This is a genomic window from Microbacterium sp. KRD172, from assembly GCF_017168295.1.
GTDB lineage: Bacteria > Actinomycetota > Actinomycetes > Actinomycetales > Microbacteriaceae > Microbacterium > Microbacterium profundi.
Genome location: NZ_JABFAS010000002.1, coordinates 2,877,467 through 2,895,489, shown reverse-complemented (window position 1 = coordinate 2,895,489; position 18,023 = coordinate 2,877,467). Strand labels below are relative to the sequence as shown.

Sequence of the window (18,023 nt, the reverse complement as noted above, 5' to 3'; positions counted from 1 at the left end):
ATTCCTCTGGTCAGGCGGTGGCGGTTCGTACAGCGGCGTCGACGCGAGCGAGCGCGTCCGGTGGGGTGAACATGAGGGCGCCGGCCAAAGTGCGACCGGTGCCCCAGACGGTGTCGACGCGCACGGCTTCGGCCCGTGCCGGATCGATCTCAGCGAGCGTGTCGAGCAGCGCACGGTACGCCCGCTCATCGTCGATGACGTCCGACAGGGGGGCATCGAGTCCGGACAGCGCCGGGCGGTCGGGTGCGGACTCGGCTCGATAGCGCCACTCGTGCGTCCCGGCGCCGACCTCATCTGGCGCGCCGGGCACGGACACCTCGGCCGTCGTATTGGCGGGGACGACAGCGGTCACGATGATCTCGGCCGAGTCGCCGCCGACGCGACGCCAGGAGACGGATGCCGTTCCATACGGTGTCTCGTGACGTGCGGTTGCATGCGTCAGCGCGGTGAGTGGGCGCGGGGCGATCCGCAGGCGGCGGTAGCCCGGCTCGGCGGGTGCAAGCCCTGCCACCGTGCGATGCAGCCAGTCGGCCACAGCACCCAGCGCGTAGTGGTTGAACGATGTCATCTCGCCCGGGTTGACGGTGCCGTCCGGCAACAGCGAGTCCCACCGCTCCCACACGGTCGTCGCGCCCTGCGTGACCGGATACAGCCACGACGGGCATTCGGTCTGCAGCAGCAGTCGTTCTGCGGCGGCGAGGTGCCCGCTCCCGGTGAGCGCGTCGGCGACGAGCGGAGTGCCGACGAAACCTGTGCCGATCCGGTAGCCGCCCTCGCGGACGCGTGCCGCGAGACGGTCGCCGAGCGCGCGGCGCAGATCGGGATCCGTCACCAGATCGAACTCCAGCGCGAGTGCGTAGGCGGTGACGGCATCGCTCATCATGCGACCGCCCGGGGTGACGTACTCGGACACGAATGCCGAACGGCTGCGCTCTGCGAGGGTGCCGTACGTCGTCGCATCCTTGTCGAATCCGAGCAGCGCCGCCGCGTCGGCGACCTGGCGAAGCGATCGCGCGAGATACGCGGTCGCGACGATGTCGGAATCGGTCTTCGCCTGGCCCGGCTTGTCAGGAGGCGCTGCAGGGTCGAGCCAGTCGCCCAGCTGCATCCTCCCTGCCCAGAGTCCGCTGTCTCCGGCATCCCGAAGGACGGCATCGACCCAGTCGCGCATGCTCGTGTACTGGCCTGCGACGACGTCGCGGTCGCCGAACCGCTCGAACAGCACCGTCGGCACGACGGTGGCGGCATCGCCCCAGGCAGCGGGAGTGGCGCTGTCGGCGCTTCCGAAACCCGGCAGTGCAGCCGGCACCACGAGGGGCACCGATCCATGGTGGTGCTTCTGCTCGTGCGCGAGGTCTCGCAGCCAAGAGGTGAGGAACCCGTTGCAGTCGTACAGGAAGCTCGCCGTCGGCGAGAAGACCTGGATGTCGCCTGTCCAACCGAGCCGCTCGTCGCGCTGGGGGCAGTCGGTGGGGATCGACAGGAAGTTGCCGCGCATGCCCCACACGACGTTCTCGTGCAGGCGGTCCAACAGCGGATCGGAGGCCTCGAACCATCCCGTCCGCGTCATGTCCGTGTGCAGCACGACTGCTTCGATGTCGGCCGGATCCACGTCGACACCGGTCAGCTGCGCGTACCGGAAGCCGTAGAAGGAGAACCGTGACTCGAGCACGTCATCAGAGCCGGAGAGATCGAACGTAGCGGTCGCTGCGGCGTTGCGCAGCGGACGCAGCGAAAGCTCGCCGTCCTCGAGCACCTCGGCATGGTGGACGATCAGGCGATCGCCGATTTCGCCGCGCACGCGGATGCGCAGACGGCCGACGAGGTTCTGACCGAAGTCGAGGATGCGGCTGCCTGATGGGGTGGTGATGACGTCGGCCACAGCGACGGTCTCGATGCGTCGCACCGGAGGGGCGATCCTCGCCTCCGGGATCGGCACATTCTCATAGCCGGGCAGCGCCGCGGCGCCGACCCTGACGGGTGTCCAGTGCGAGGCGATCCGACGCACGTCCTGGTGCTCGCCGGCATAGACTCCGCTGTCGACGACGGGGCCGTCACCGGCCGCCTGCCACTCTTCGCCGGTGGCTGCGATCGTCGCGGTGGTGCCGTCGGCATAGGTCAGTCGGAGCTGGGCCAGGAACGACGGCTGTGTGCCGTACAACCGGTCGGTGAAGACGTAGAAGCCGTACTTCTCGGTGTACCAGGCGCCCGCGATCGTGGCGGTGAGGTTGTTCTCACCCTCGCGGAGGAGGGATGTGACATCGACCGTCTCGTGCACGAGACGGTCGCGATACGACGTCCAACCCGGGGAGAGGACGTCTTCGGAGACCGCTGTGCCGTTGACCTCGGGTTCGGCGACGCCGAGTGCCGTCCAGAACAGCAGGGCGCGTTCGATCGGTCGGTCGATCCGGAATGACGTGCGCACCACTGCGGGCTGTGCTTCTCGTTCCGGCGCTGCCAGTCCGATGGGGCGCGCCACCCACTCTCCGTCGTCGAGGAATCCGGCCTCGACGCGCAGCGGGTCGCTCCAGTCGGTCTCTGCGCCGGATGCGGCGCGTGCGCGCACCCGTACCGTACGGACCTCGCCGGCAGTCAACGGCGTGAACGGCCACGCGATCAGTGCGCTGTCGCGTCCATCGAGAGCGACGGTCTCTCGACCGTCGCTCAGTTCTGCCCCCGCCTGCAGCCAACCGCCGGACCCGTCGGCCACCGTCCAGGTGAGCCGAGGCGTGCGGGTCGCGACGAAGGCGGTGTCGTCGCGGAGTTCCGCGCGCAGCCCCGAGATGTGTGCGGCAGCGGTCATTCGTCGTCTCCTTCTGCGGTCCAGCGCTGCACCGCGACGTCTCCGGAGACGGCGTAGACGCCGATGACTCGTCCGGTGAAGGACTCGCAGGTCTCGGAGGAGAGGAAGCGTCCGTCGATCTGCGCGAGTTCGATGCGCTCACCGTCGATCGTCGCACCGAGGTGGAACACGTCACTGGTGCGCGGGAATCCCGCTGCGGCCTCCGGCTTTCGTGAATCGATGTGCAGGTCGAGTGCTGTCGTCGTCAGCGGCACTGTCCACTCCTGGACGAGGCCGGCGACGACGGCGCGGGCTGTCAGTGTCCCATCGCCCGCCTCGACCTCGACATGGAAATGCTCGTCGTAGCGCACAGCCACGCCGCCGACGCCCGCACTCACATCAACGCGCACGGTGGCGGCGTTCGTGAGGTGCTCCTGGCGGCGGCCGAGGAAGGTCGGGTGAGGGTCATCGAGGGTCCGGCCGGTGCCGTGGAGGACGAGGTCGCCGGGGCGGGAATCGAGATCGGCGATGGATGCCGGTGTCGCGCGTACAGCGATCCATTCGCGGTCGAGGGGCTGATCCGACGCGAAGTCCACGTCCACGCGTGTGCCGGGACGAGTGTTCAGATGAACAGGATCGATCGCCGGCCAGCCGTCGTCCTCCCAGCGCACTGTCGTCACGAAGGTCTCCCGACCCAGCGCTGAGAAAGCACGCGTCATACTCCGCGGTCGCACACCCAACAGCACGCACAACCAGTCACCGTCCGGCCCGACGACGAGGTCGCCGTGCCCGGTGTTCTGCACAGGGCGGATCGTCGAACGTGCGGAGACAAGGGGGTTCTGCGGTGCGGTCTCGAAGGGGCCGACGGGGGAGGGGCCACGCGCGATCGAGATGCCGTGGCCGCGTTCCGTGCCGCCTTCGGCGATCATGAGGTACCAGCGTCCGTCGACCTCGTACAGGTGCGGCGCTTCGGGGAACTGCCCGCCGGTGCCGGACCACACGGATCGAGGCTCCTCCAGTGCGACGTGTCGATCGAGATCGACCGTCACCTGCTGGATGCCGAGGTGCTGTCCGGAGTTCTCGCCACCGAGGATCAGCCCGGAGTAGGTGATGTAGACGGTGCCGTCAGCATCCCACGCGATGTCAGGGTCGATGCCGTCGAGCGATCCCGACCCGTCCTGCTTCAGGATGAGGTCGCCGTCACTCCACGGGCCGGCGGCGTCGGCAGCCGTGAAGTGCAGCATTCCTCGGCCCATGGCGTCCGTGATGACGAGATGGAAGGTTCCGTCTCGGTGCCTGATGGTCGGCGCCCACGCGCCTCCGGCCGTCGGCACGTCCTCGACAGCCAATTGACCGGGCGCAGTGGCGACATGGCCGATGAGCTCCCAGGTCTCGAAGTCGCGGGATCGATGGATCGGGATGCCGGGCAGGTATTCGAACGTCGAGGTGGCGAGATACCACTCGTCGCCCTCGTCAGTGGAGACCCGCACGACGGAGGGGTCGGGATGGAACCCGTTCAGGAGCGGGTTGTAGAGAGTGGTCACGCGACGTTCCAATCGACGCTGAGCGGGAGCTCGGCGACCGAGGAGCCGGCTCGCAGCGTGTAACGCCCCGGCTCGACCACCCATTCGCCCGCCCAGTGGGCAAGTCGACGAGCCGGCACGGGCACCGTGGCCGTCACCGTCTGTCCAGGTGAGGCGTGAACGACCGCGAAGCCGACGAGCCATCGCGCGGGGCGTTCGACAGCGGAGTCGGGTGCTTCGGCGTAGATCTGGACGACCTGCTTGCCCGACCGCTGACCGGTGTTGGACAGCGTCACCTCGACGGTGTCGTCCTGACGTTGCGCCACTGCCCACGCCCACGAGGTGTAACCGAGTCCGTGGCCGAACGGGAATGCGGGTTCGACCGCATCCTTGAGCCACGCCCGGTAACCGATATGTAGTCCTTCGCGGTACACCAGCCGACCGTCGGTCGGGGTGACCTCTGAGACCGGGACGTCGTCGAGCGAAGCCGGCCATGTGGTGGGAAGACGGCCACCGGGCTCAGCGGCACCGCTCAGGACGTCGGCGATCGCATGACCGAACTCCTGCCCGCCGAAGTATCCCTGCAGGATCGCCGCGACCTCGCTCGCCCAGGGCAGGACGACGGGAGAGCCGGCGTTGACGACGACGATCGTCGGAGTTCCGGTCGCTGCGACGGCGCGCACCAGATCGTCCTGGCGGCCGGGAAGATCGAGATCGACGCGGTCATAGCCCTCGGACTCGACCTTCGAGTTCGTTCCCACGACGACGATCGCGACCTCGGCGGCCTCCGCCGCGCTGACTGCGCGTGCGATGAGGGCATCCGGGTCCGTGCGCTCCGGGGCGATGCCGAGAGTCACGCTCAGCGCACCTGCGAGCGCGCCGTGCGACTCTCGGGTGAACTCCGCGCGGATGTCGATCGCGTGATCCGCCTGCACCTGAACCGGTGTGGTCAGCGACGGAGGGTTGAGGAATGCAGCCCCGAGATCGGTGCCTTCGAGGACCGGTGAGTCATCGAGGACCAAAGTGCCGTCGACGAACAGTCGCCCCGGGTTGGCGCCGGCGAACCCGAGCTGTATCTCTCCGGACTCCGCCGGCGTGTACCTGGTCTCCAGCACGACAGTGCGGCTCGCTCCGATCGGAGCATCACCGCCGAACCAGACCAGCGCCGTCGCGCGACGATCCTCCGCGAACAGCGCATCGCCGTTCGCGTCGCGGAAAGTCACGCGCAGACCGGGCTCAGCCGTGACGGGATTGACGATCGCGGTCAGCGGGATCTCGGAGACGCCCTCCTGCACGACGGCGCCGAGTTCGTAGTGCACGTCGGCACTGGCGAAGGCACCACGGATCGCATCGAGCGGCGAGATGACTTCTTCTGGTACGACCGTCGCCGACCCGCCACCCTGCGTTCGCGCCTCGCGGGCATTGTGACCGATGACGGCGATGGAACGAGCACCGGACTGCAGGGGAAGAATGCCGTCATTCTGCAGGAGCACTGATCCTTCAGCCGACGCCGCGCGCACGAATGCGGGACCATCAATGGCTGCAGGGTGGACAGGTCGGCTGCCCTCGAGTGCACCGACGCGCTCGGCGAGAAGGAGGATGCGCAGCACCTTGCGGTCGATGTCCGCCTCCTGGACGCGACCGTCGCGAACGGCTGCGACGAGGTCGCCCCACGCCGGCGCGGGGCCGGGCATCGCGAGATCCTGAGCGGCGGCCACGGCATCGAGCGACCGCACGGCTGTCCAGTCGCTCACGACGACCCCGTCGAAGCCCCATTCACTGTTCAGTGGCGACTCCAACAGATCGTTCTCGGTCATCGTCACCCCGTCGACCGCGTTGTACGAGCTCATGATCGACCACGCCCCGGCCTCGACGGCGCGCTCGAAGGGGGCGAGGTAGAGCTCACGCAGTGCGCGTTCGTCGACTTCCACGTCGACCGTGAACCGGTCGGTCTCGGAGTCGTTCGCGATGTAGTGCTTGGGAGTCGCGGCGACGCCATTGTCCTGGAGTCCGCGAACGTAGGCGGCTGCGAGTTCAGCGGTCAGCTCCGGGTCTTCACTGAAGCACTCGAAATGCCTGCCGCCGAGTGGGGAGCGGTGGAGGTTGATCGTCGGCCCCAGCACGACATCGACTCCCTTGCGGCGAGCTTCAGATGCGGCGGCCGCGCCGTAGCGGTACGCCAGATCGACATCCCAGGAGGCGGCCAAAGCCGATCCTGAAGGCATGTTGAGAGAGGGCTCGCGCTCGTCCCATCGTGGCCCGCGTACACCGGCGGGGCCGTCGGAGAGAGTGAGCGAACGGAGCCCGATCTCCGGCATGGGGACAGTCGTCCAGAAGTCGGCCCCCTGCACGAGGGCGGCCTTCTGCTCGAGAGTGAGACGCTCGAGCAGCGGCACGAGGTGCGCCGTCGTCTCTGGGTGTGAGGCTGTTTCCGGGCGTGCGGCAGTCATGCGGCTGCTCCTTCTGAGTTCTTCTGCGCGTCGATGAGCGCGCGGCGGTCGACGCGACGCTTCTGCTGGGCATCTGGGTTGGGGACGGGGGCGGCGAGGAACAGTCGCTGCGTGTAGGGGTGCTGTGGGCGCGCGGTGACCTGATCGCCGTCGCCGGTCTCGACGAGTTCGCCCTGGTACATCACTGCCACTCGGTGACTTATGTGACGGACGACCGCGAGGTCGTGCGAGATGAAGAGGTATGCGACACCGGTGCGCTCCTGGATCTCGATGAACAGGTCGAGAACGCGCGCCTGTGTGGAAAGATCCAACGCTGATACCGGCTCGTCGCAGACGATGAGCTTGGGGTCCAGCGCCAGCGCGCGGGCGATCGCCACGCGCTGGCGCTGCCCGCCCGAGAACTCGCGAGGCAGCCGACGGGCAGCATCCTTCGGAAGGCCGACACGATCGAGCAGGTCTGCGACGCGCATGTTCGCCTGTTTGGCGGGGACGCCGCGCGCGGTGAGCGGCTCCGCGAGGATCTGAGCGATCGTCATGGAGGGGTTCAGCGACGAGTACGGATCCTGGAACACGACCTGGATCTCGCTGGCGAGCGCGCGACGTTCTCGGCGGCCCAGCTGCCCGATCTCCTGTCCGTCGTAGCGCACGGAACCCTGCGTGATCGGAGCGAGACCCAGCACGGCCCGGCCGAGCGTGGTCTTGCCAGAGCCGGATTCGCCGACCAGGCCGACGGTCTCGCCAGGGCGGATGTCGAGAGAGACGCCCTTGAGGGCATGGAAGGGCTGGGCGCGGAAGCCCTTTCCCGGATAGGTGACGTGGAGGTCTTCGACCTCGAGGAGCGTGGTCACGATCGTCCTCCTGCTGTGCTGGTGAGCGGGCCGCGGGCCGGACCCTCGTCGAGGATCGCGTCGAGCAGAGTCTGTGTGTATGCGTGCGCCGGGGCGCCCAGAATGGTGCGAACGGGTCCCTGTTCCACGAACAGGCCCTGCTGCATGACGGTCACCCGGTCGCACAGATCGGCGACGACACCGAAGTTGTGCGTGACGAGCAGCATCGCCATCTGACGCTCGCGCTGCAGGTCGCGCAGCAGGTCGAGGACCTCGGCCTGCACAGTCACATCGAGCGCCGTCGTCGGCTCGTCGGCGATGATGAGATCGGGATCCGTCGAGACGGCGCCGGCGATGAGGACACGCTGCGCCATCCCGCCCGACACCTCGAACGGGTAGGCGTCGAAGGTGCGCTTCGGGTTCGGGATGCCGACGCGATCGAGCAGCCCGAGTGCGCGGTCGGCGGCGTCCTTCTTCGACAACCCCAAGTGCTTGCGCAGCGGTTCGACCAGCTGGTACCCGATCGTGAACGACGGGTCGAGGTTACTCATCGGCTCCTGCGGGATGTAGCCGATGCGCTTGCCCCGGATGGCGGAGTAGACGCGCTCCGAGGCATCGGCCAGCTGCGTTCCCTCGTACTCGATCGATCCTGCTGTGACGCGTCCGCCCCGTGGCAGCAGACCCAGCACGGCGAACGCGGTCTGCGTCTTGCCCGATCCCGACTCGCCGATCAGACCGTGGACCTCGCCCTTGCGGATCTGCAGGGACACGCCGTGCACGACCTCGACGTCCGCGCCGTCCGTCTGCTCGTAGCCCACGCGCAGGTCGGAGACGGACAGCACGGGTGCAGACGGAAGCTGCGCAGTGCTCTCATCATCCGGGTGCACGATCGTCTCGCCGATCACGGGAAGCGGTGCCGAATCCTCGAGGGCATCGACGTCGCCTCCGGAGAGGCTCATGGACGTGGTCACCGCGGCGATGGATCCCGTCGCCGTCGTCACCGCGCGGCGACGGCGACGGCGAGGTGCCACGGTGCGCTCCAGCACGTCCCTCATCCCGTTCGCCAGCAGAGTCAGCGCCACCGAGGTGAGAGCGATCGCGAGAGACGGCCACAGCATCAGAAGGGGCTGCTTGTAGATGTTCGCGAAGCCGTCGTTGAGCATCCCGCCCCAAGTCGGGACGCTCATGTCGCCGAGTCCGAGGAACTCCAGTCCGGACTGGATGGCGATCGCTATCCCGGCGATGATCGCCGACTGGATGATGATCGGTGCGCGGACGACCGACAGGATGTGGCGGCCGATGATGCGCATGTCCGAAAGGCCGGAGACGCGGGCCGCGTCGACGTAGAGCTCGCCGCGCACGCCGGACACGGCCGCGTATACGAGCCGGTAGTAGGCAGGGGCGAGCAGTATGCCGAAGATGAGCATCGCCAGCCAGACGCTCGGGCCGAGCACGGCGCGCGCCGCGAGCAGCACGACGATCCCGGGCAACGCCATGACCAGCGAGGTGATCCAGGAGGCGACGGAGTCGAACCACCCGCGATAGTAGCCGGCGATGAGGCCGGAGACGACACCGAGCAGCAGTGCGGTCACGACGGCGACGAGCGCGGCGGCGAGGGTGATCTGCGTCGCGGCGAGAAGGCGTGACAGCACGTCTCGACCCGCGCTGTCCGCCCCCAGCGGATGGTCTGCACTCGGCGGAGCGAGGACGAGTTGCAATGATGCCGCGCTCGGATCGAACGGTGCGATCCACTGGCCGATGATCGCGATGATCGCGATGAGCACCAGGAACACCAAGGAGGCGAGTGACACCGGCCTCCTGATCAGGCGGCGGAGCAATGAAGTCTTCGCCACAGGTGTCGCAACGGCGGGGGGAGCCTCGATAGCGGTCATGAGAGTCGCACCTTCGGGTTGAGCGCGGCTTGCGCGAGGTCGATGACGAGGTTCACGATGATGACGATCACGGCGAAGGCGATCACGACCCCCATGACGACAGGGATGTCGCCCTGCGTGGTGGCCGAGACCGTGAGCTGGCCCATCCCCGGCAGGGCGAAGACCTGCTCGACGATGACCGCTCCGCCGAGCAGTCCGATGAACTGCACGGCGAGTACGGCCAGTGCCGGACCGCCTGCGTTTCGGAGGACGTGCTTGTAGACGACGCTGTTGCTGGAGAGTCCACGCGAGCGAAGCGTGCGAACGTAGTCGCGCGACATGGCGTCGACGACGGATCCGCGTACCTGCTGCGCGACCGCGGCGATCGCGCCGAGGGAGAGCGCGGCGATCGGGAGGGTGACCGAGCTCAACCAACCGCCGAACGAGTCCGTGATCGGGATGTATCCGGTCGCCTTGAACCAGTGCAGGTTGATCGCGAAGAGCAGCACCAGGTACAACGCGATGAGGAAGCCGGGAATCGCGAAGCCGAGCACGGAGAGCAGCTGCACGAGCGCGTCGACCCAGCCTCCGCGGCGAGCGGCGAGGACGCCGAGCACGATCGCGAGGATGGCGGAGATCACCGTCGCACCGATGACCAGAGAAAGGCTGACGCTGAGTCTGCCCCCGAGGCTCACCGACACGAGTTGTCCGTTGAACCAGGAACGGCCGAGGTCGCCGGTCAGCGCAGAGGTCAGCCAGTCCCAGTACTGCACCGCGAGCGGCCGGTCGAGTCCCAGTTCGGCAGACTTCTGCGCGACGAGTTCCTCCGTCGCGTTCTGGCCGAGGATGCGGCGCGCGATGTTCGCGCTGTCGAGGAAGAGGAGCCCGAACGTCACCACGGAGATGACGAAGAGCAGGACGACGCCGGCGAGGATCCGGCGCGCGATGAACATGAGCATGCTGCGCTCCTGTGGTGGGAGGAATCGGGATCCGGCCCGCCCGCTGACGCGTGCGGGCCGGATGTCGGGACTACGGCTTCGGCTGGAAGTCGTAGATCGCGGGATACGCGTTCGTCGGAAGCATCTCGACGGTGGTGTCCGCATCGGTGGCGAAGCTGCCCTGGACGCGGTAGAACGGCGCGAACCACGCCTGCTCCACGAGGTACGTGTTCAGTTCCTTCGCCACCGAGGCCTGGGTGGCCTCGTCGCCGAGCTGGATCTGCTCGATGTACTCGTCCACCTTCGGATCCTCGGAGTGGAACGGGTTGAAGATCGCCGTCGGCGCGAGCATGAACTGGATCAGCTGCCAATCGGGGTTCTGCTCCAGCGCCATGAAGGCGGCGGGGAACTTCGGCGCGAGCATGTCCGCGATGAAGTTGTTGCCAGGATCGGTGTACTCGGCTGTCACGCCGATGTCGGCCAGCTGCTGCTCGATGAGCGTGTAGGTCGTGGCGCCGAGCACCGTCGACGACGGCATCGACAGCGTGAAGCCGTCGGCGTAACCGGCTTCGGCGAGCAGCTCCTTCGCCTTCTCGGGATCGTAGCTGTAGTAGTCGTCGAGTTCGGGATCGTACGCCGCGGAGCCCGCAGGGAAGACCTGGGTCGTCACGGTGCCGTTGCCGAGCTGCAACGCCTGCAGGAGTCCCTCGCGATCGAACGCGTAGTTCAGCGCCTGGCGCACGCGCACATCGGCGAGGGCGGGGTTCATGGTTCCTGCGCGGTCGAGCAGGAGCAGGCCCTGGAAGTCGAGTTCGTTCGCATTGATGGTCCACCCTGCGCCCTCGACCTCGGTGAGGTTGTCGTTGTTCGCGAGCTTCACCCCGTTGGCCTCGCCGGCCTTGATCGCGTTGAGGGATGCCGTGGCGTCCTGCAGCACGTTGATGACGAGTTTGTCGTAGTGCTGAACGTCGGGGTTCCAGTAGTCGGGGTTCTTCGTGTACGAGTAGCTGGTACCGGTGACGGTCGCTGCCGTATCGAGGACGTAAGGGCCGGATCCGATCGGGTTCGTGGCGAGGTCGTCGTTCGTGAGCGACTCCCCGCTCGCGATGAGGCCGGGGTCACGTGTGAGATAGCTCACCAGCGCAGGGTCGGGAGCGCCGAGCGTGATGACGACCGTGGTGTCGTCAGGAGCCGTGAAGCTTGTCACACCGGCGAAGTAGCTCGCGTCCGGTGAGGTGCCGTCTTTGAATCGCTGCAGATTGTCGACGACGACCTGCCCGGTGAGAGCGGACCCGTCGCTGAAGGTGACATCGTCTCGCAGCGTGAGGGTGAGCGCAGTGTTGTCGTCGTTGTAAGACCACTCGGTCGCCAGCCAGGGCTCGATCGTGCCCTCTGGAGTCGCCAGCAGAAGTGTGTCGAAGACCGACTGGTAGAACGGGGAGCGGTTGCCCCACTCGGATCCGGCCGGATCGAAGGTGGTCGGTGGTGTGATCGCGCCGAGTGTGAGCGTGCCTCCGCTCGTGCCGCCCGCGCCCGTGTCCTCTGATCCTCCGGCGCAGCCGGTGAGAGCGAGAGCGGCGATGGCGATGGTGGCTGCTGTGGCCTTCCAACGGAACATCCTTGGTCCCTTCGTTGCGGTGATGCCCCTGCGGATCACCTCTGCGGAGAGAAGCTAGCAGTAAAAACGAGCGAGTACTAGGTTTTTGCTCCAAAAAGCTAGCTTCTGCTCGGTATTCGTTATAGAACTAGATCGAAAGGTCCTGCGCTCGTCACCGAAGACGGTGGGCGAGCTGAGATACGGTGACAGCGATGGCCAACACGGAACCCAGTACGCAACCACGCCGGGTGCGCGGTGAATACGCCAAGACGCGTGAGAGACGACAGGCGATCCTCGACGCCGCGCTCGAAGTCTTCGCCGAAGCCGGCTACCGGTCCGGCTCCCTGCGTGAGGTCGCTCAGCGAGTCGGGATGAGCGAGGCAGGGCTGCTGCATCACTTCCGCAACAAGGTCGCGCTCCTCGAGGCGGTGCTGGAGCATCGCGATGACAAGGCGCGCGAGATGGTTCCGATCGAGTCGAAGGACGGAGCGGCGGTGCTGCGCGGCCTCGTCCGGCTCGCTGCTCACAACGCGTCGATACCCGGGGTGGTCGAGCTCTTCTGCACGCTGTCCGCCGAGGCGACCTCTCCCGACCACCCGGCGCACGCCTACTTCGTACGCCGGTACGAGTACACCCGGAGTCATGTCGAGGAAGCGTTCGCTGCGCTTGACGCTGAGGGGCGTCTGAAGGCAGGCATGACGCCGAATCGCGGTGCCGTGACCCTCATCGCGATGATGGACGGGTTGCAGGTCCAGTGGCTGCTCGACCGGAGGGTGGTGGACATGGCCGAAGAGCTTCGGCGCCTGTTCTCCGTGTTCGTCGACATCGACTGGAGCGTCGTCGACTCCGTTGAGGAGCCTCACGCATGATCCGCGTCCCGTTCGTCGACGGTTGGAGCGTCGGCCCCAAACTCGGTGCGTTCGAAGCGCGCGACGCCTCGACCGCGTCGGTGCCGGTGGTCATTCCGCATGACGCGCTGCGCGATCTGCCGCGATCGGCGGACAGCGTGCAGGGCGTGCACAGCGGATACATTCCTGGCGGCGTCTTCGAATACACCAAGTCGTTCGACGTTCCCGCCCAGTGGCGGGACAAGACCGTTCGGCTCGAGTTCGAGGGCGTGTATCGCGACGCGACCGTCTACCTCAACGGCGACTTCGTCGCACATGAGGCGAACGGCTACGCGGCATTCGTCGTCGAGGCCGACCCGTTCCTCCGCTTCGGCGAGAGGAACACGATCACCGTGGAAGCGCGTGTGCACAGGGACAGCCGCTGGTACACCGGCGGCGGCATCTACCGGCCGGTGCACCTCTGCGTCAGTGACCCGGTGCACATCGCTCTCGACGGCACAGTCGCCACGAGTCCGGACATCGATGAGGAGCGAGCGATCGTCGAGATCGCGACACGCGTCGAGAATCAGACCAGGCACACAGCCCGGCGCAGGATCACCTGGACCGTGCGCGACGGCGACGGCGTCGCCTCAGCATCCGGAACGTCGCCTGTGACGGTGCTGCCGGGCGCGAGCAGCGTCGCACGGGTGCGACTGCCCGTGGTGAACCCGCGCCTGTGGAGTACGGATGAGCCGCACCTCTACCGCGTTCACACCGTGCTCACCGACGCGGAGGACTCCGGGGAGACTGGCGCCTCGGACGAGGAGGAGACGCGTTTCGGCATCCGTCGTCTGCAACTCGACACGACCCACGGACTGCGGATCAACGGTGCCTCCGTCGACCTGCGCGGTGCGTGCATCCATCATGACAACGGCCCTCTCGGGGCGGTGTCGATCGCGGCCGCGGAGGATCGCCGCATCCGCTTGCTCAAGGCGGCGGGGTTCAACGCGATCCGCAGCTCCCACAACCCTGCCAGCCGCGCGTTGCTCGATGCCTGTGACGTGCACGGCATGATCGTGATGGACGAACTCACCGACGTGTGGACGAAGTCCAAGACCGCTTTCGACGCCTCCATCGGCTTCGATGAACGGTGGCAGCGCGACGTCAGCGCGCTCGTCCGGAAGAACATCAACCATCCCAGTGTGGTGCTGTACTCGATCGGGAACGAGATCCTCGAGCTGGCCACCCCGCACGGTGCGACGTGGAGCCGGCGACTCGCCGAGGAGTTCCGCAGGCTCGATCCGACGCGCTTCGTGACGAACGGCATCAACGGCATCATCGCGAACCTGGGCCGGATGGGCGATGCGATGGCAGAGGCCGAGGCATCCGATCCCAACACGATGATGGCCGGCATGGGCGAGATGATGGCGCTCATGAACGCCTCGTCGTTGGTGACGGAATCGACCGAGGAATCGGCGGCGGTGCTGGATGTCGTCGGCTTCAACTACGCCGATTCGCGCTACGAACTCGATACTGAACTCTTCCCGAATCGCATCATCGTCGGGTCGGAGACGTTCCCGGATCGCATCGCATCGTTGTGGGCGGACGTGCGTCGGCTTCCGAATCTGATCGGCGACTTCACCTGGACGGGCTGGGACTACATCGGCGAAGCAGGAATCGGACGCGTCGACTACACCGATGTCGAAGGTTACGAGCCCACAGGGACGGCCGGTCCGTTTCCCTATCTGCTCGCCGACTGCGGCGACATCGACATCACCGGGCATCGCCTGCCTGCGTCGTACTACCGCGAGATCGCGTACGGCCTGCGGGTCGAGCCGGCGATCGCCGTGCATCGCCCGCAGCACCACGGTCGCCCGACGGCGAAGACGCCGTGGTCGTGGGACGACGTGGTGTCGAGTTGGACGTGGGGTGTCGCAGAAGGCTCACCCGTCACCGTCGACGTCTATGCGGACGCCGACGAGGTCGAGTTGCATCTCGACGGGGCGATGCTCGCCCGCGTGGCTGTCGGCGACCCGCTGCCGCTCATCGCGCGGTTCGAGACCGAGTACCGCGCTGGCGTGCTGATGGCTGTGGCGTTCACCGGCGGCGTCGAAGTCGCGCGTACGACGCTCCGCACCGCCGGCGCGCCGCTTCTCGTCGCGCGCGCAGAACGTGCGCAGATCGGTCTCGATGAGGATCTCGCGTACGTGGCGATAACGATCGAGGATGCTGATGGCGTACTTGTCTGCGACGCGGACGTGTTGGTGACCTTCGCTGTCTCCGGCGGCGAGCTTGCGGGGCTCGGATCGGGCAGAGCACGCACTGAGGAATCGTTCGCCGGCCCCGCATGCACGACTCACGACGGCCGGGTGCTCGCGATCGTGCGGCCGAATGGCGTCGGCGAGATCACGATGACGGCTACAGCTGAGGGATATGCGCCCGCAGTGGTCGCAATCGCTGTCGAGTAGCGGGCCGGATGCTCAGCCCGTCGTCGACCGACGGATGATGAGCTCGGGCGGGAAGACGGTCTGACGCGGGATGCTGTCCGGATCGGCAGCTTCCTCGAGCACGATCCGCAGCGCCGTTCGCCCGATCATCCGACTGGGCTGACGGATCGACGACAGCGGCACCGCGGCTGCGGCAGCGAACGGGATGTCGTCGAATCCGATGATCGCGATCTCGTCGGGCACCAGCATCCGACCTCCCGAGACGAGCGACTGAAGGAGCCCGAGCGCGAGCAGATCGTTCGAGGCGAACAACGCGTCCGGCCATTCTCGACGCGGCCTCGCGAGGATTCGAGCGCCTGCCGCCGCGCCCTCCTCGACCGTCATCGCGGCCGTGGGGATGACTTCGAGATCGACGCGGGCGGACGCGTTCTCGGCCGCTGCCCGTGCACCGGCTAGCCGGTCGGTGACCTGACGCATCTCGAACGGACCGCCGACGAAGGCGACCCGTCGTCGGCCGCTCTCGATCAGGTGCTCCACGGCGAGCCGCCCACCGGCGACGCTGTCCACCGACACGGACGAGAAGCCGCTGTCTGCGCTGAACCGGTCGACGAGCACGGTGGCGATGCCGGAGGAGCGGAACCGGCGCAGCTGCGTCATCACATCGCCGTACGGGGCGATGAGAAGCCCGCGCACCTGCTGCTCCCGGAACAGATCGAGGTAGACCTTCTCGCGTGACGGGTCTTCATCGGTGTTGCCGTAGAGGATCGCGATGCCGTGACGAGTCGCCTCGTCCTCTGCGCCGCGGACGACGTCATTGTAGAACGGATTCTGGCCGTCGAGCACGACGAACCCCACGGTCGTGCTGACACCGGCGCGGAGCTTCCGGGCAGCGTCGTTGCGCACATATCCGAGTTCCTCGATCGCCGAACTGACGCGCTGCACGGAATCCGCCGAGACCTCTTCGGGACGGTTGAGCACGTTCGAGACGGTGCCGACGGAGACGCCGGCACGCTGCGCGACATCGCGGATGCTCACCGACACGACCTCACCTCTCCTCGTTGATCGATCACGATTCGGTCACCGTGGTGTTGACCTCGTGGCGTTGTTTCATACACTAGCTTGAAACGTACATGAATCGATTCATGTTAGATTCAGTCGCAGATCAGATCGATCCCCTCAACGGAGAGGACGCGCCAGTGGCCGTCGAAGTCGAGAACAGCAGCCCAGCGGATGCCGCGCTGGAACTGCATCGCGTCGTGAAGTCCTTCGGGCCGGTCGTGGCGCTGCGCTCCGGCAGCCTGACGTTGCGCTCGCAGTCGATCCATGCGCTGATCGGAGAGAACGGCGCGGGAAAGTCCACGCTCGTGAAGATCATGGCCGGGCTGTACCGCCGCGACTCCGGAGAGTTCCGACTGCACGGCGACGACGTCGACTTCACCAGCACGGCGCAGTCCAAGGCTGCCGGCATCGCCGTGATCTATCAGGAGCCGACCCTGTTCCCCGATCTCTCGGTCACCGAGAACATCTTCATGGGGCGGCAGCCGACGAGCAGGATCGGACGCATCGACCGCAAGTCGATGCGTCAGGAGGTCGAGCAGATCTTCCGGAGGCTGGGCGTCTCCCTCGACCCTGATCGCATCACCGAGGGCCTCTCGATCGCAGATCAGCAGATCATCGAGATCGCCAAGGCGATATCTCTCGATGCCAGCGTGCTCATCATGGACGAGCCGACCGCGGCGCTCAGCGGGGTAGAGGTCGAACGTCTCTTCGCGGTCGCTCGCAGTCTTCGCGATGAGGGACGGGCGGTGCTGTTCATCTCGCACCGCTTCGACGAGGTCTTCGCCCTGTGCGACACCGTCACCGTCATGCGCGACGGCGCGTACATCAGCACCACGGCGATCGCCGAGACGACCGTCGACGAACTCGTCCGGCAGATGGTCGGTCGAGACGTCACGGAACTCTTCCCCAAGCAGACCGTGCCGATCGGTGACCCGTTGCTCGAGATCAAGGACCTCACGAGCCCCGGCATCTTCCATGACATCTCGTTCACCGTGCGAGCCGGCGAGATCGTCGCACTCGCCGGACTCGTCGGCGCCGGTCGGAGTGAGGTCGCCCGTGCGGTTTTCGGCGTCGACGCGTACCGCGAAGGCGAGGTGCGCATGCTGGGCGAGACCGTACCGCGCCACAGCCCGACCCACGCCATGCGCGCAGGTCTCGCGCTGGTTCCTGAGGATCGGCGCAAGCAGGGCCTCGTGATCGAGTCCGGAGTCGGAAGCAACATCACGATGGCGATCCGCAGTCGGCTCGCGAAGTTCGGTCTCCTGACCACCGGCATGGAGAATCGCGCCGCGAAGGAATGGGCCAGCCGACTCGAGGTCAAGGCGCACGCCCTCGACACGGTCTCCTCCACGCTCTCCGGCGGCAACCAGCAGAAGGTCGTGCTCGCGAAATGGCTGGCGACGAACCCGCGAGTGCTCATCATCGATGAACCGACGCGCGGTATCGACGTCGGCACCAAGGCAGAGGTGCACCGACTGCTCTCCCAGCTCGCCGGTGAAGGCATGGGCATCCTCATGATCTCGTCGGAGCTCCCGGAGGTGCTGGGGATGGCCGACCGCGTGCTGGTCATGCGCGAGGGGCGAATCACGGCCGAGATCGACCGCGCAGACGCGACCAGCGAGAACGTCATGTTCGCCGCCACACATGCAATGGAGATCCACTCGTGACCACCACCGCGATCCAGCGCTCAGGACTGGGCAAG

Annotated in this window: 11 protein-coding genes; 3 read left to right on the top strand and 8 right to left on the bottom strand. The window is 66.9% G+C overall.

The genetic code is table 11. The annotated features are described in order from the left end of the window. Positions 1–10 precede the first annotated feature (10 nt). The 7 genes from J1M43_RS14270 to J1M43_RS14240 all read right to left on the bottom strand — a co-directional run bounded on the left by J1M43_RS14270 (position 11) and on the right by J1M43_RS14240 (position 12,009). The gene (locus tag J1M43_RS14270; RefSeq protein ID WP_206477089.1) at positions 11–2,803 is read right to left on the bottom strand and encodes an alpha-L-rhamnosidase; all 2,793 of its coding nucleotides are present in this window, start codon (positions 2,801–2,803) and stop codon (positions 11–13) included. Beyond that, positions 2,800–4,326 (bottom strand): glycoside hydrolase family 43 protein, encoded by a 1,527-nt coding sequence (locus J1M43_RS14265; RefSeq protein ID WP_206477088.1) that lies wholly within the window; start codon positions 4,324–4,326, stop codon positions 2,800–2,802. The genes J1M43_RS14270 and J1M43_RS14265 overlap by 4 nt, the downstream gene beginning before the upstream one ends. Next, positions 4,323–6,755, bottom strand: coding sequence for a glycoside hydrolase family 3 protein (locus J1M43_RS14260; protein WP_206477087.1), 2,433 nt, complete (start codon positions 6,753–6,755; stop codon positions 4,323–4,325). The genes J1M43_RS14265 and J1M43_RS14260 overlap by 4 nt, the downstream gene beginning before the upstream one ends. Beyond that, positions 6,752–7,606 (bottom strand): ABC transporter ATP-binding protein, encoded by an 855-nt coding sequence (locus J1M43_RS14255; protein WP_206477405.1) that lies wholly within the window; start codon positions 7,604–7,606, stop codon positions 6,752–6,754. Before J1M43_RS14255 ends, J1M43_RS14260 begins: the two co-directional genes overlap by 4 nt. Next, entirely contained in the window at positions 7,600–9,474 is a 1,875-nt protein-coding gene (locus J1M43_RS14250) for a dipeptide/oligopeptide/nickel ABC transporter permease/ATP-binding protein (RefSeq protein WP_206477086.1), read from the bottom strand. The genes J1M43_RS14255 and J1M43_RS14250 overlap by 7 nt, the downstream gene beginning before the upstream one ends. Further along, positions 9,471–10,412: an ABC transporter permease gene (locus J1M43_RS14245; protein WP_206477085.1), complete on the bottom strand. Its 942-nt coding sequence runs from the start codon at positions 10,410–10,412 to the stop codon at positions 9,471–9,473. Before J1M43_RS14245 ends, J1M43_RS14250 begins: the two co-directional genes overlap by 4 nt. A gap of 70 nt (positions 10,413–10,482) precedes the next feature. Continuing rightward, the gene (locus tag J1M43_RS14240; RefSeq protein WP_206477084.1) at positions 10,483–12,009 is read right to left on the bottom strand and encodes an ABC transporter substrate-binding protein; all 1,527 of its coding nucleotides are present in this window, start codon (positions 12,007–12,009) and stop codon (positions 10,483–10,485) included. 191 nt (positions 12,010–12,200) lie between these two features. Here J1M43_RS14240 and J1M43_RS14235 point away from each other — a divergent pair, with 191 nt between their 5' ends. Both J1M43_RS14235 and J1M43_RS14230 read left to right on the top strand, forming a co-directional pair. After that, a complete protein-coding gene (locus J1M43_RS14235) occupies positions 12,201–12,857 on the top strand; it encodes a TetR/AcrR family transcriptional regulator (protein WP_206477083.1) in 657 nt (218 codons plus the stop codon). Further along, positions 12,854–15,283: a glycoside hydrolase family 2 TIM barrel-domain containing protein gene (locus tag J1M43_RS14230; RefSeq protein WP_206477082.1), complete on the top strand. Its 2,430-nt coding sequence runs from the start codon at positions 12,854–12,856 to the stop codon at positions 15,281–15,283. Before J1M43_RS14235 ends, J1M43_RS14230 begins: the two co-directional genes overlap by 4 nt. A 12-nt stretch (positions 15,284–15,295) precedes the next feature. Here J1M43_RS14230 and J1M43_RS14225 read toward each other — a convergent pair whose 3' ends face one another. After that, positions 15,296–16,303 carry a LacI family DNA-binding transcriptional regulator gene (locus tag J1M43_RS14225; RefSeq protein WP_033105228.1) on the bottom strand — a complete coding sequence of 336 codons (1,008 nt, stop codon included), beginning with the start codon at positions 16,301–16,303 and terminating at the stop codon, positions 15,296–15,298. Positions 16,304–16,404: 101 nt separating this feature from the next. Between J1M43_RS14225 and J1M43_RS14220 the strand changes: the two genes are divergently transcribed. Next, the gene (locus J1M43_RS14220) at positions 16,405–17,988 is read left to right on the top strand and encodes a sugar ABC transporter ATP-binding protein (RefSeq protein WP_084595769.1); all 1,584 of its coding nucleotides are present in this window, start codon (positions 16,405–16,407) and stop codon (positions 17,986–17,988) included. Positions 17,989–18,023 lie beyond the last annotated feature (35 nt).